This window comes from Streptomyces sp. NPDC014733 (genome assembly GCF_043083385.1).
In the GTDB taxonomy this organism is placed as follows: Bacteria; Actinomycetota; Actinomycetes; order Streptomycetales; family Streptomycetaceae; genus Streptomyces.
This window is the reverse complement of record NZ_JBIBYO010000004.1, coordinates 535,788-549,629: the sequence shown is the minus strand read 5'-3', so window position 1 is coordinate 549,629 and position 13,842 is coordinate 535,788. Positions and strand designations below refer to the sequence as shown.

13 protein-coding genes are annotated in these 13,842 nt (G+C 74.2%); 5 read left to right on the top strand and 8 right to left on the bottom strand.

The features are described from left to right. The first annotated feature begins 526 nt into the window (after nucleotides 1–526). The 5 genes from ACF1BH_RS13560 to ACF1BH_RS13540 all read left to right on the top strand — a co-directional run bounded on the left by ACF1BH_RS13560 (nucleotide 527) and on the right by ACF1BH_RS13540 (nucleotide 5,847). Nucleotides 527–1,099 (top strand): helix-turn-helix domain-containing protein, encoded by a 573-nt coding sequence (locus ACF1BH_RS13560; protein WP_391642619.1) that lies wholly within the window; start codon nucleotides 527–529, stop codon nucleotides 1,097–1,099. Then, nucleotides 1,089–1,820 (top strand): hypothetical protein, encoded by a 732-nt coding sequence (locus tag ACF1BH_RS13555; RefSeq protein ID WP_391642618.1) that lies wholly within the window; start codon nucleotides 1,089–1,091, stop codon nucleotides 1,818–1,820. Before ACF1BH_RS13560 ends, ACF1BH_RS13555 begins: the two co-directional genes overlap by 11 nt. Beyond that, entirely contained in the window at nucleotides 1,813–3,042 is a 1,230-nt protein-coding gene (locus ACF1BH_RS13550; protein WP_391642617.1) for an MAB_1171c family putative transporter, read from the top strand. The genes ACF1BH_RS13555 and ACF1BH_RS13550 overlap by 8 nt, the downstream gene beginning before the upstream one ends. Nucleotides 3,043–3,242: 200 nt before the next feature. Further along, on the top strand, nucleotides 3,243–4,484 hold the full coding sequence (locus ACF1BH_RS13545) for a cytochrome P450 (protein WP_391642616.1): 1,242 nt from the start codon (nucleotides 3,243–3,245) through the stop codon (nucleotides 4,482–4,484). 196 nt (nucleotides 4,485–4,680) lie between these two features. Continuing rightward, nucleotides 4,681–5,847, top strand: coding sequence for a D-alanyl-D-alanine carboxypeptidase family protein (locus ACF1BH_RS13540; RefSeq protein ID WP_391642615.1), 1,167 nt, complete (start codon nucleotides 4,681–4,683; stop codon nucleotides 5,845–5,847). Between the two features lie 34 nt (nucleotides 5,848–5,881). Here the strand turns inward: ACF1BH_RS13540 and ACF1BH_RS13535 are convergent, their stop codons facing one another. The 8 genes from ACF1BH_RS13535 to ACF1BH_RS13500 form a co-directional block, all read right to left on the bottom strand. Continuing rightward, nucleotides 5,882–6,556, bottom strand: a complete 675-nt coding sequence (locus ACF1BH_RS13535) for a DUF309 domain-containing protein (protein WP_391642614.1) — start codon at nucleotides 6,554–6,556, stop codon at nucleotides 5,882–5,884. Nucleotides 6,557–6,598: 42 nt separating this feature from the next. After that, complete coding sequence (locus tag ACF1BH_RS13530) at nucleotides 6,599–7,735, bottom strand: hypothetical protein (RefSeq protein ID WP_391642613.1); 1,137 nt, start codon at nucleotides 7,733–7,735, stop codon at nucleotides 6,599–6,601. Next, entirely contained in the window at nucleotides 7,732–8,979 is a 1,248-nt protein-coding gene (locus ACF1BH_RS13525; protein ID WP_391642612.1) for an MFS transporter, read from the bottom strand. Before ACF1BH_RS13525 ends, ACF1BH_RS13530 begins: the two co-directional genes overlap by 4 nt. Before the next feature lie 24 nt (nucleotides 8,980–9,003). Next, a complete protein-coding gene (locus ACF1BH_RS13520; protein ID WP_391642611.1) occupies nucleotides 9,004–9,954 on the bottom strand; it encodes a metallophosphoesterase family protein in 951 nt (316 codons plus the stop codon). Nucleotides 9,955–10,472: 518 nt separating this feature from the next. Next, the gene (locus tag ACF1BH_RS13515) at nucleotides 10,473–10,931 is read right to left on the bottom strand and encodes a thioesterase family protein (RefSeq protein WP_391642610.1); all 459 of its coding nucleotides are present in this window, start codon (nucleotides 10,929–10,931) and stop codon (nucleotides 10,473–10,475) included. Further along, entirely contained in the window at nucleotides 10,928–11,899 is a 972-nt protein-coding gene (locus ACF1BH_RS13510; protein WP_391642609.1) for a 3-hydroxyacyl-CoA dehydrogenase NAD-binding domain-containing protein, read from the bottom strand. Before ACF1BH_RS13510 ends, ACF1BH_RS13515 begins: the two co-directional genes overlap by 4 nt. A gap of 50 nt (nucleotides 11,900–11,949) precedes the next feature. After that, the gene (locus ACF1BH_RS13505) at nucleotides 11,950–12,837 is read right to left on the bottom strand and encodes a 3-keto-5-aminohexanoate cleavage protein (protein ID WP_391642608.1); all 888 of its coding nucleotides are present in this window, start codon (nucleotides 12,835–12,837) and stop codon (nucleotides 11,950–11,952) included. Between the two features lie 70 nt (nucleotides 12,838–12,907). Next, nucleotides 12,908–13,768, bottom strand: a complete 861-nt coding sequence (locus ACF1BH_RS13500) for a TetR family transcriptional regulator C-terminal domain-containing protein (RefSeq protein WP_391642607.1) — start codon at nucleotides 13,766–13,768, stop codon at nucleotides 12,908–12,910. Nucleotides 13,769–13,842: the final 74 nt, after the last annotated feature.

Sequence of the window (13,842 nt, the reverse complement as noted above, 5' to 3'; positions counted from 1 at the left end):
GGCGGGTCCTCTCCGTCAGGCGGGGGGTGACGGCCCGGGGGAAGGCCAGGCCGTAAGCGGGGAGGGCCGGGCGGTACTCACGAAGGGGCGCCGGCCGACGCCGGACGGCAGAGCTGCCGCGGCGTCTTCCCGCCATGAAACCGCCCCCGCCGATCGGCGGGCACCCCCTCCTGGGTGCCCCCGGACGGGGGTAGTCACCCGGGCCGCGACGGCGCCCCCGGCGCCTTCCGCGGTACGGCGGATGCGGGGCCCGACGGTCCCGGCGGAACAGCGGCTCAACTCCCCGTTAAGGAACGACCGGGCCGTGCGAAGGGACCCTACCGACCGGCGGCCGCACGGAGCAATCCCCTACGGGCCGCTGCCCGTTCCGCCTTCCGTGCCGGCCCGCCCCTGGCATCGGGTGATCGGGCCGTGACAGGATGTGCCCGGGAGTCCCGACGGCTGACTTAACTCGCCGTTGGGTCCGTGGACAGGGCTGCGCACGGCCGGCGACGGCAACGGCCGCACACGGGGGAAGGGCTAGGGGATGGCTGCGAAGGACGACACGGAGCACACCGGGAAGCCGGGCAAGGGGAAAGCCGGAGACGCGGAGAGCACGGACGCGCGGAGCGGCGCCGGACGCGGCACGGCGGTGCGCGGTGACGCGGCGCGGCAGGACACCGGCACCCTCGCCGAGCGGCTGGGCCGCCTCTTCACCCACATGCACCCGCCCGGCGCGCCGTACACCAACGCCCATGTCGCCGAGGAGATCAGCGGCGACCCGGAGCAGTACGGCGGGGTGCGCCTGACCGAGCAGTACCTCTCCATGCTGCGCAACGGCCGCCGGAGCAACCCCTCGCCCGAAGTCCTGCGCGCCCTCGCGAAGTTCTTCGGCGTCCCGGCCGGATATCTCCTGGGCGATCTGTCGCAGCCGCAGGCCGAGCGGGTGGAGGAGGAGGTCCGCTTCCTCGCCGCCATGCGCGACCAGCGGGTCCGCGCCATCGCCTTGCGCTCGGTGGGCCTGCCGCCCGACGTCCAGGAGAGCCTGACCACCATCATCGACCAGTTCCGCCGCCAGATGGACCTGCCCGGCAGAGGCGGTGCCACCGATGACGGTTGACCTGCCCCGGGCCGACGGGCCGGACCGGCTCTTCGCCACCTGGCGGCGCACGCACGACGACGGGATGACCATGCGAGTGGGGCGGATACGCAGGCGGTGCAAGCGGCTCGTCAAGGAGCTGGCACTGCCTGCCACGGTCGATCTGCGGGGCCTGTGCGACCTCGTCGGCGCACGCGTGGGAGCCCCCGTCCACCTGGTGCCGATGAGCCTCGACGGCGCCGCCTCCGGGATGACGGCGGCCACCGACGACGCCTACTGGATCTTCTACGAGAGCCGCACCTCGCCCTGGCACCAGGCCCACATCGTCCTCCACGAACTCGGCCACCTCCTCCTCGGCCACGACCGCGACCCCGCGCTCACCGAGGACGCGCTCCGGCTGTGGACCCCCTCCGTCGACGCCGCGACCGCGCTGCGCCGGATGGGCCTGACCCCCGGTCTCGCCCGCCACCACGGCTACGACAACCCCGCCGAACGCGAGACGGAGGTCCTGGGCACCCTCCTGATGGAACGCCTCGCCCCGCCCGCCCAGGACCCGCCGCCCCCGCCGGACGGCCGCGCCGCCGAACTCGCCGCCGCCCTCGGCCCGGCCCTCCAGCACCTCCGCCGCCCGGACGCAGCACCCGCCGCGGCCTCCGACGGCGAAGGCCCCGGCCCGGCCGACGGCACAGACCCCGAAGCCACCGACCCCGCCCGCGACGACGGCGGTGAGACCCGTGCCTGATGTCTTCGACGTCCTCTACCTCTGCTTCGCCGCGGTCGCCTGGACCCTCGTCGGCTACAAGACCACCGCCTGGCTCCGCGACCGCGCCAACGCCGATCTGGGCCTGGCCTGCGTGATGACCGGCAGCGTCGCCACCGTCTTCCTCTTCTCCGCCCCCAGCCTCTACCGCGCCTTCGACCGCCTGCTGGGCGTCGCCAACCTCGCGATGGTCTTCCTCTACTCCGCCGTCATGGTCTTCGCCGTCGGCGCCCAGGTGATGCTGGCCCGCTGGGCGGCGGGCGAGGGGGACGCCGCCCGCCGCCGCGCCCGCACCCGGGCCCGCGTCACGGTCACCGCCGTCGCGGTGCTCTGGGCGGTCGCCGTCACCGGCTTCGCCGTCGGCCGCCCCGACGCCGTCGAGCACCCCCGCGACTTCAGCACCGCCTACACCGGCGCCCCCGGCGTGATGGTCTTCCTCGGCCTCTACCTCGCCATCTTCGGCGCCAGCCTGGCGGCCCTCGGCACGCTCTGCCTGCGCTACGCCGCCACCCTCGGCGCCTCCTGGCTCGCCCGCGGCCTGCGGGTGATGTCCGCCGGATGCCACCTCGGCCTGGTGTACTGCGCCGCCAAACTCCTCGGCTTCGCCCTGTCCTGGGCCGACCGCCCCGCACCCTGGCTCTCCAACGGCGTGGCCCCGCTCAGCGCCTCGGTCGCGGCGCTCCTCGTCCTCACCGGTTTCGCCCTCCCGGCCGCCGGCCCGCGGGCGTCGGCCTGGCGCCGTCTGCGCCGCCTCACCCCGCTGTGGCGGCAGGTCACCGCGGACGATCCGGAGGTCACGATGGAGCGCGAGACCTGGCCGGGGCGGTGGCCCTTCGCCGACCTGGAGTGGCGGGCCAACCGCCGGATGGCCGAGATCCGCGACGTCCAGCGCGCGCTGCGCCGCCACGTCGAGTCCGACACCCTCGACATCGCCGGGGAACGCGCCCGCGCCGTGGTGCCCGACGAACGCCAGCGCGCCGCCGTCGCCGAGGCCGCCGCGCTCCGCCGCGGCCTGGAGAACCGCGCGGTGGGCCATGTGCCCCCGCACGCCGCCGACACCGTCGTCGTCGGCCACGCCACCGGCGACGGCCGCCTCGCCGCCGAGTACGAGCATCTGGCCCTGGTCGCCGACGTCTACCACTCACCGCTGATCGACACCGTCCTCACCGAGCTGCGCCAACGCAGCGCGACGGCCAGCCGCTGACGGCGGCACACCGACGGGGTGGCCCGGTACGGGGGTCCGGGCCGCCCGCACCACCTCCGCCGCGGGCGGCGACTTCCCGGTCCCGGACCGGGAAGTCGCCACCCGCGACCGGGGGAGCGCCCGGCCTTCCCGGACCTCAGTACCCTTGCCCGGCCGGGGAGTTCGGCCCGCGCGGCCCGAGCCGCCTAGAGTCGGGCACCATGCAGAACACCGCCGAGACCGGCCCCGCAGCACCCGTCGATGTGACGCCTCTGCTCGACGATCCGCACACCGCGTACGCCGCCCTGCGCGAGAGCGGCCCCGTCCACCGCATCGTCGGCCCCGACGGACAACCCGCCTGGCTCGTCACCCGCTACGACGACGTCCGCGCCGCGCTCGCCGACCCGCGGCTCTCCCTCGACCGCCGCCATGCCACGCCCGGCAGCTACCGCGGCTTCGCGCTGCCCCCGGCGCTCGACGCCAATCTCCTCAACATGGACCCGCCGGACCACACCCGGGTGCGCCGTCTGGTCGTCCGCGCCTTCACCCCGGGCCGCGTCGAGGCGCTGCGCCCCTCCGTACGCCGCCTCGCCGACGAGCTGCTCGACGCCGTCGAACCGGCCGGACGCGCCGACCTGCTCGCCGACTACGCCGGGCAGCTGCCGATCGTCGTCATCTGCGACCTGCTCGGCATCCCCCGCGCCGACCGGCGGGACTTCCGTGCCTGGACGGACCGGCTGATCACCCCCGACCCGTCCCGCCCGGAGCTGATGAAGCAGGCCGTCGGCGAGCTGTTCGCCTACTTCACCGGCCTCATCGCCACCAAGCGCGCCCACCCCGCCGACGATCTGCTCTCCGAACTCGTCGCGGTACGCGACACCCCGGACGCCACCGCACCGGACGCCCCCGCGCCCGGCGGCGACCGGCTCTCCGAGGACGAACTGACCTCGCTGGCCTTCCTGATCCTCTTCGCCGGATACGAGAACACCGTCCACCTCATCGGCAACGCCGTCCTCGCCCTCCTCGACCACCCCGAGCAGTTGCAGGCGTTGTGCCGTAATCCGGCCGAACTGCCGAACGCCGTGGAGGAGTTCATGCGCTTCGATCCGCCGGCCCCGCTCGCCATCCGGCGCTTCCCCCGCGAGGACCTGGAGATCGGCGGCGTCCGCGTCCCGGCGGGTGACTGTGTGCTGCTCTCCGTCGCCTCCGCCAACCGCGACGAGGCCCGTTTTCCCGCCGCGGACCGCCTGGACCTCGCCCGCGGCCTCTCCGGCCATCTCGCCCTGGGCCACGGAATCCACCACTGCCTGGGGGCGCCGCTGGCCCGGATGGAGACGGCGGTCGCGCTCGGCGCGCTCCTCGAACGGTTCCCCGGGCTGCGGCTGGACGTCCCGCGGGAGTCGCTCACCCACCGCCGGACGCTACGCGCACGTGGCCTGAACTCGCTGCCCGTGACGTGGTGAGCCGCCGACGAACACGCTTTCCGAGGCATAAGTGTTCTGCGATGCGGTAGAAAGGTGTTGAGACCCGCCCGGTGTGCATCCCCCGTCGCACCGGGCGGGTCGCTGTGCGTGGGGGCGCGCCGCAGCGGGCCGCGACTGTCGTCCGTCTGGCTCAGCCGCCCTGCGGGACACCCGGCAGCTCCCTAGCGTGATCGTCATGTCACTCGATGCATTCCTGTCCCGGAAGGCCGGTGCACTGGCGGTGCTCGTCGTCACCGGCGTCTCGTCGGCCTGTATACCGGCCCCGGCTCTCGCCGCCGACGCGCACCACCCGCCCGCTCCGGCCGTCGCCGGGGTGCAGGTGGCCGACGATCCCGGGGTGCCCCCGCTCCCGGAGAACCTCTCCGCCCTGTCGTGGGCCGTCACCGACGCCGACTCCGGCAGTGTCCTGGCCGCCAAGGACCTGCACCGCAAACTGCCGCCGGCCAGCACCCTCAAGACCCTGTTCGCGGTCACCGCGCTGCCGAAGTTCGCCGCGGACTCGGTGCACCGGGTCGAGCCCGCCGAACTGGAGGGGGTCGGCTCGGGCAGCAGTCTCGTCGGTGTCGAGGCGGGCAGCAGCTATACGGTGGCCGACCTGTGGCGCGGGGTGTTCCTGCGCTCGGGCAACGACGCGGTGCACGTCCTCGCGTCGATGAACGGCGGCTGGGAGGCGACCGCCCGGGAGATGCAGGCGAAGGCCCGGGAACTCGGTGCCAAGGACACGACCGTGAAATCCCCGGACGGATACGACACGCCGGGCCAGGTCTCGTCCGCGTACGACCTGACGGTCTTCGCCCGGGCGGGGCTCGCCAACGCCGACTTCGCGCGCTACTGCTCCACCGCCCGGGCCGACTTCCCGACCGCCGGCGGGGTCACCCGCATCGAGAACACCAACCGGCTGCTGTCCGGCACCAACGGGATGGCCCGCTACCCGGGGATCATCGGGGTGAAGAACGGCTACACCACCCACGCGGGCAACACCCTGATCGCCGCCGCCCGGCGCAACGGGCACACCCTGCTGGTGACGGTCATGAACCCGCGGTCCGGCGCGGCCAACGGCGTCTACAAGGAGGCCGCCGCGCTGCTGGACTGGGGTTTCGACAGCGTGGGCACCGCGGAGCCGATCGGCTCGATGACCCGCGCGGTGGCCCCGGGCCCCGATACGGAGCCCGCCCCGCACACCACCCGCACCGACGAGGCCGGCAACTCGCCGTGGCGGGACGCGCTCGCCCTGTGGGGCGGCGCCGTCGGCGCCGCCGTCCTCGCCATGGGTGCGGCACTGGCCCGGCGTCAGCATCTGCGCCGCCGGGCGGACGAACGGGACGGACCGCGGGCGCCGTAAGGGCGGTGCCGCCGACGGGCCCCGGCGTCGTGGCTCAGCCGCGCAGCCGCGGCGCCGCACCGGCCGCCGGGACCGGATCCGCCGGGGCGTCCCGCAGCCGTGCGGTCAGGCGCCGGGCCCAGGCGGTCAGCGCGGCGATGTCGATGCCGTACGGAGCGGTGTCCGCGTACGGGGCGAGGGCCGCCGCGCCGCGGTCGAGCAGGGCGACGGCGCCGGCGGCGTTGGCGCGGGCCGCGTGGGTGAGGCCGACGGCGAGCTGCGCCAGGCCACGCCAGAGGGCGCGCTCCGCTTCGCCGGCGGTCTTCCAGGCGTCCTCCAGCACCTCGTGGGCGTGGAACGGCATCCCCGCGTCGAGCAGCCGCTGCGCCTCGGTCACTGTCGCCTCCGGCGTCCGGACCACGCCCTCGGGCTGGCGGGCCACGCCCGGTGCGCCGTACGGCAGCGGCCGGCCGAGCCCGTCGCGGGGCCGCGCGTTGCGGGCCCGGCCGTCGGCGTCCCGGTCACGGCGGCGGACGGCCGTCGGCGGTGTGGCCGGGGCGGGCTCCGCCGCCTCCTCGGCGCAGAGGCGGCAGCCGTCGCGCGCCCCGTCCGGCCGGTCGTCGATCCGCCCGCAGACCTCGCAGACCCGGTCCAGCCAGCAGGCCGGGTCGCCGGCTTCGGCGGCGGGGCGGGGGGTCTCGGGGAGGGTGTCCCTCTGCTCGTCACTCACCCTTCGATTGTGCGCCGGGAACGGGGCCGCCACGCGTCCGGGTCACGGCACCCGGGCCGGGGACGAGGCATCGGGGACGCGCAGGGCGGGGGAGCCGTGGCCGTCGGCGGGCACGGTCCAGATGTCGCTGGAGCCGCTCTCCTTGCCGGGCAGCGCATAGGCGAGCGTGGCGTCGTCCAGCCAGGCGGCCTGGTCGTCGACGCTGCGGGTCTCGGCGAGCGGACGCTCCTGGAGGGTGCGCAGATCGAGGACGTAGAGCCGCCACGGGTCCCGGGCGCCGTCGCGGACGCGTTTCTTGAACGCCAGGCGGGTGTTGTCGGGGGAGAGCGAGGGGCACTCGACGTTCTCGCGGAGCGTGCGGGCCCGCCATCGGTGCAGGTCGCCCTTTACCAGGTAGGTCTTGCCCGCGGTGGAGACCGTCGCGTAGAAGGTGTTGTCGTCGCGGGCGAAGGTGACGCCCCAGTAGTTGACGTCGGGGGCGTGGTAGCGGCGGCCGTCGAGGGTGAGGGGGATGTCCTCCATGTTCTTGATCAGGTAGCCGGTGCGGGTGTCGAGGATCGAGGTGCGGGTGGAGAAGGACGTGGTGGCGTACGAGTCGCCGGTGGCGAACATCGTCCACGACAGCATCCGGCCGGACGCCGAGACCCGCGCCCGGTTGGGGATGCCGGTCAGCCCGATGCGGCGCTTCTCGCGCAGTTGCTCGTCGAGGACGACGGCGTACGAGCGCGGCGGGATGCCGGGGCGGCGCGTCAGGCACAGCCCGGTGCGGGCCGCGGCGTAGAAGCGGTCGCAGCGCGGGCCGCCGGTGGTGCGCCGCCCCGGTTCGTGGGCGGCGGGGGAGACGGCGGCGCCGGTGGCGGGCAGCCGGGCGACGCGGCCGGTCCCGGCGCCGGTCGAGCGGAAGTACAGCTGGCCGTGGTCGAGGCCGAACGCCGAGACGGGGTCGGCCGGTTCGGCCCGGCGGGCCGCGCCCACGGTGTACGCCACGGCGACCCCGGCCAGCAGCGCGCCGGTCACGGTCAGCGCGAGGACGCGGATCCGCAGCGGCAGCGCGGCGAACCGGGCCGCGGCCCCGGCGGCCGGCCGGGCGCCCGGGGAGGCGGTGCCCGGCCCGGGGCCCTCGGGGCGCGGGTTCTCGGGCTCCTGGGCCGCGGGCTTCTGGCGTCGAGGTGGGTTCATGCCGATGTGAGGTGCCTTTCCGTGCGGGGGAGCAGGAGGACCGCGGCGAGCAGGGCGACGGCCAGTGCGGCGACCGCGGCGATCAGCGCCGGACGGGTGCCCCACAGCGTCCAGGCGGCGCCGAACCCGGCGGCCGCCAGCAACCGGCACAGCGCCTGGCCGGTCTGGAGCAGCGCCATCCCGCTCGCCCGGCGTTCGGCCGCGAGGACCGGCCCGGCCAGCGCCATCAGGACGCCGTCGGTCGCCGCGTAGAAGACGCCGAGCAGCAGCAGGACGGCGGCGAGCAGCGGCAGCCCGGCGCCGGAGGTCAGCAGCAGGAGGTAGCCGCCGAGCAGGGCGGCGTGGCCGGCGAGGAACGGCACCCGGCGGCCGATGCGGTCGCCGAGCCGTCCGGCGGGCACCGCCAGCAGCAGATAGACCGCCGCGGCGCCCAGCGGCAGCAGCGGGAACCAGCTGACCGCGAACTCCAGCCGCCGTTGCAGCAGCAGATAGAGGAACGAGTCGCCGATGGTCGCGGCGCCCAGCAGCGCGGCGGCGACGAAGATCCGCCGGAACGCCCCGTCCCGCAGCGGGGCCAGCAGCGCGGCGCGCGGCCGGGGCGTGGTGGGCTGCGGTACGGGCGCCGCCGCGCGGTCCGGTACGAGGACGACGAGCAGCAGCACGCCCAGCAGCCCGACGCAGAAGCTGACGACGAAGACCGCGTCGTAGGCGTCGGCGGTGGCCCACAGCAGCGCGAACGCGGCGAGCGGGCCGAGCAGCGCACCGGTGGTGTCCATCGCGCGGTGCACCCCGAAGGCGCGGCCGAGCGCGTTCGGTGGGGCGCTGAGCGAGATCAGCGCGTCCCGGGGGGCGGTGCGGACGCCCTTGCCGAGGCGGTCGGCGGCGAGGGAGGCGCCGATGCCGAGGGTGGCGCCGCCGGAGAGCAGCAGCCCCAGGCGGGAGAGGGCGGAGAGGGCGTAGCCCCAGCCGGCGACGAGTTTGTGGCGCCCGCCGCGGTCGGCGGCGTGCCCGCCGAGCAGCCGGACGAGGGCGGTGGCGCCGTTGTAGAGGCCGTCGAGGAAGCCGAACTGGAGGGGGGAGAGGCCGAGTTGGATGACGAAGTACAGCGGTAGCACGGCGGTGACCATCTCCGAGGAGATGTCGGTGACGAGGCTGACCGCGCCGAGGGCCAGTACCGGCCCGCCGACGCGGCCCCGCGTCACCTTGGTCGCCGTGGTGGCCGCGTCCGTGGTAGCGAGATACATGGTGCCCGGTGCCCGCCTTCGGGATCAGTGGCAGGTGTAGGACGGGCTGCTGTCCTTGGTCTTGCCGTCCGTGCCGACCAGGTCCCAGGAGAAGCCGGTGTCGGTGAAGTTGAGCTTGACCACCCCGAAGGTGTCGGTCAGCCGCTTCTGGCTGTTGGGCTGGACCTCCTCGATCTTGTACGGGTGGGCGCCGCCCATGCCGCCGAGGAGTTCGACGATGCCGTTCTTGTCGTCCCGCTTGCCGTCCGGGTTCTGCGGGGCGAACCGCTCGTAGTGGTGGTCGTGGCCGTTGAGCACCAGCTCCGCCTTGGCGTCGTAGAGCGCCTTCCAGACGGGGCGGCTGACCGGGTCGTTGCCGTGTTCGCCGGAGGAGAAGAGCGGGTGGTGGAAGTAGGCGGCGACGCACTTCTTGGACGTGGCCTTGAGGTCGGCCTTGAACCACTTCAGCTGGGCGGAGGTGAGGTTGTTGGTGTCGAGGGCGATGAAGTGCCAGTTGCCCTCGTCGTAGCTGTAGTACGGCTTGCCGTCGGGGTAGGCGATCTTGCCGAAGTAGGACTTGTAGCCCTTGAACTCGCCGTCCGGGTCGTAGGTCTCGTGGTTGCCCGGGATGGGGTGGGTCTTGTTCTTGAACACGCCCCAGGTCTTGTCGTAGTAGCGGGTGAAGTCCTTGAGGCGGGCGTCGTCGTACTGGTTGTCGCCCATCGTCATGATGAACTTCGGGTTGATCTTCTTCACCAGCGCGGCGGTCTTGGGGTGTTCGCAGTCGCTGCTGTCCGCGGTGCACTGCTCGGCGATGTCCCCGGCGGCGACGGCGGTGAAGCCGCCCGCCGCGCGGTGCGGGGAGGCGTCGGCGCGTCCGGCGGGGGACCACATCAGCACGCCGCCGGCGAGCGCGAGGGCGGCGGCGCCGGCCGCCGGGATGCCGATGCGGGGGTTCTTGTGGAGGGGCTTCTTGGCGCGGGGGGTGGGCGTCATGTGCGTCTCCTGGTTCGGCACGGGGAGCCGTTCCCGAGGAATCCTGACGCCGAGTCATGTACGGGTCAAGACGTCTGCCCGTCATTGTTAGGAAACTTTCCTACTGCCCTCTCGTGAGGGCTGTGCAGGCATCAAATACCAGTCTGTCGGCAGGAGTTGACGTACCCGGGTGCGGCTTGCGGTACCGGCTCCCTCGGCCCTTCCCGTGCCCGAGAGCCCCGCTACGGCTTCTCCCTGACCCCGAAAGTGCGCCAGCTGGCGTTGCGGACGCCGTAGGGGCATCCGGCCTTGGCGTACCTGTACCGCCAGGCGCTGCGGACGGCGGTTCCGTCGTACACGCAGGTGTCGCGGCGCGCTCTCGCCCGGTTCCTCAAGGCTGCCACCGAACCGGCGCCGCCATCCCCGCACGACGCCCCGTGTTCCGGCGCACAGGCGCGCCGGGGGCGCGTGCGCCGGAGCCGGAACGCAGACGCCGGGGCCCTCGGAGGATGTCCTCCGAGGGCCCCGGCGGCGGCGCGTCAGACCGCGCGGATACCGCGTCCCGCCCAGGCGGGTGCGGGCACCACCAGCCCGGTGAGCCGGCGGTGCGTCGCCTCGGGCAGCGGCGCGGAGCGGCCCGTGCCCTGGTCGACGTGGAGCGCGAACAGCTCCTCCGTCGCCACCGGCGCCTCGCCCGGCTCACCCACGAACATCTCGTGCGCGAACCGCACCTTCTTCGCGTCGACGCCCAGCACCGAGGTGCGGACCGTCAGCGCGCTGCCGCGCGCCACCTCGTCCAGATAGCGGACGTGCGCCTCGACCGTGTACAGCGAGCAGCCCGACTCCGCGCGGTAGGCGTCGTCCAGCCCGGTCTCCGCCATCAGCGCGTCCGTCGCGAACCCGAAGACGAGAACGTAGTACGCCTCGCTGAGGTGGCCGTTGTAGTCGATCCACTCGTCCCGGACGGTCTGCCGGAAGAGGGGGAGCGGAGCCGTCATCGGGCGGTGCCTCCCAGGCGGCCGGTGGCGCGCAGCACGTCGATGACGCCCTGGTCGCGCTCGGCGACGAGATCCGCGTACGTCCGCTCGCCGGCGGCCTCCTCGCAGCCCTCGACCATCGCGTCGCGCAGCTCGCGGTCCAGCTCGGGGGCCTCCAGGCGGGTCCACGGCGACTTCAGCGACGGGCCGAAGTGGTCGAGCATGTGGCCCATGCCGCCCTCGCCGCCGGCCAGCGCGAAGGTCAGGCAGGGGCCCATGAACGCCCAGCGCAGCCCCGGGCCCTCGGTGATCGAGTCGTCGATGTCCTTCACCGTCGCCTCACCGTTGGCGACCATGTGCAGCGCCTCGCGCCACAGCGCCTCCTGGAGGCGGTTGGCGATGAAGCCGGGCAGCTCGCGGTCCATGGTGATGACGGACTTGCCCGCCACGTCGTAGAAGCGCGACGACCAGGCGACGGCGTCCGCGGCGGTGGTCTCGCCGCCGACGACCTCGACCAGCGGGATCAGGTACGGCGGGTTGAACGGGTGGCCGACGACCAGACGGCCCGGGTCGGCCGCCTCCGTCTGCATGTCGGTCATCGGGTAGCCGGAGGTCGACGAGGCGATGACCACGCCGGGCGGGGTGGCGGCGTCCAGCTCGGCGAGGAGGGAGCGCTTCAGCTCCAGCTTCTCCGGGGCGCTCTCCTGGACGAACTGGGCGTCGGCGACGGCCTCGGCGAGCGTCGTGGTGACCGTCAGCCGGTCCTGCGAGGCGCCCTCGGCCAGGCCGAGCTGCTCCAGCGCGGGCCAGGCGGCGGCGACCAGCCGGCGCAGCTTCTCCTCGGCGTCGGGGGCCGGGTCCCAGGCGGTCACGTCGTAGCCGCGGGCGAGGAAGTGGGCGACCCAGCCGCCGCCGATGACACCGGCGCCGATGCAGGCGACGCGGCGGACGTCCTCGGGGGCGCAGGGGGCGGGAGGAGTGGTGGTCATGGGGAACTCCAGGTGGTCCGGGTGGGGGAGGACGGGGCGGGGGCGGACGGTCAGCCGCGGGGCTTGAGGCCGAGGCGGGCACGGGCCTGGTCGGGCGTGGCGACCGAGGCGCCCAGCAACTCGGTGACCTGCACGGCGCGCTCGACGAGCTGGCCGTTGGTGGCCTTCACGCCCTTGCTGAGGTAGAGGTTGTCCTCCAGGCCGACGCGGACGTTGCCGCCGAGCAGGATCGACTGCGCCACCCACGGCATCTGCATCCGGCCCAGCGCGAAGCTGGCCCACTGCGCGCCCTCGGGCAGCATGTTCACCATCGACTGGAGCACGCCCGGGTCGGCGGGAGCGCCCCACGGGACGCCCATGCACAGCTGGAAGACGGTCGGGTCGTCGAGCAGCCCCTCGGCGAGCAGCTGCTTGGCGAACCACAGCTGACCGGTGTCGAAGATCTCCAGCTCCGGCCGCACCCCCAGCTCCTGGATGCGCTTGGCGCCCTTGCGCAGCATCTCCGGGGTGGAGATGTACAGATCGTCGCCGAAGTTGAGCGAACCGCAGTCCAGCGTGCAGATGTCGGGGAGCAGGTCCTCGACGTGCGGCAGCCGCTCCAGACCGCCGACCAGGTCGGTGCCGGGCAGCGCGCCCTTCTCCAGCGGCTGGTCGGCGTCGAGCACCAGGTCACCGCCCATCCCGGCGGTGAGGTTGATGATGACGTCGGTGCCGGTGTCCTTGATCCGGGCGACGGTCTCCGCGTACAGCTTCGGGTCGCGCGAGGGCGCGCCGGTCTCGGGGTCGCGGACGTGGATGTGGACGACGGCGGCGCCGGCCGCGGCCGCCTCGACGGCGGAGGCGGCGATCTGCTCCGGCGTCACCGGGACGTGCGGGGAGCGGCCGACGGTGTCGCCCGCGCCGGTCAGCGCACAGGTGATGATGACCTCGTTGTTCACGGGATTCCCTTCGGAAGGGGGCAGGGGAAGGCCGGCGCCGGGGCGGCGGCGGCCGGGGGAGCGCGCGGACTCAGTCCGCGGTGACCTCGCTCGCCACGAAGGCGAGCAGGGCGTCGTGCATGGTGTCGGGGCCGGTGCTGTCCGGCGCGGTGGCCAGGACCTGGGTGGCGAGACCGTCGATCAGCGCGGTCAGCCGCAGCGCGGTGAACTCCGGGTCCAGGTCGCGGAAGACGCCCTGGTCGATGCCGCGGCGCAGCACATCGGCGACGGTGGTGCGCCACTGCCGGTAGTAGTGCTCGTGGAGGCGGCCGATCGCGGTGGAGCGGGCGGCCTGCGCCCACAGGTCCAGCCAGACCAGCCACTGACGGCGCTGCTGGTCGGTGCGGGGCGTCTGAAGGGCGATCAGGTGCAGCAGCTCGCCGCGGGCGTCGGCCGCGGCGGCGAGGCCCGCAGCGCGGCGCGCGGTGTCCTCGTCCATGCACCAGCGCACCGCGGCCTCCAGCAGCTCGTCGCGGCCGGGGAAGTGGTAGTGCACCGCCGCGGTGCTGGTGCCGCAGGCCGCCGCGATGTCGGCGACCCGGACGCCGTGGAAGCCGTGCTCGGCGATGAGCCGGACGGTCTCGCGGACGATCTGGAGCGGGCGGCCGCCGTCCGGCACCGCCACCGGACCGGCCGCGGCCGGTGGTGCGGGGCGCTGCGCCGGGCCGAGGAGGCGCCCCGCGTCGACACCGGTGATGTCGGCGATGCGGACGATCTCGGCGACGGTGAAGCGGCGGCTGCCGTTGAGGGAGCGGGAGAGCTTCGAGGGGTCCATCACGATCCGGCGGGCGATCTCGCGGCGGCTGCATCCCAGCCCGTCGATCGCCTGCCGGACACGTTCCGTGAGCGCCCCGGCCTCATCGGGCACCCGGGCTGCGGGGTCGTCCGTCATGGTCCGGGACCGTAGCAGCCACGTTGAGACCATCGCAACGATGTGCGCTGATTACGTCAGCTAAACCTGCCATG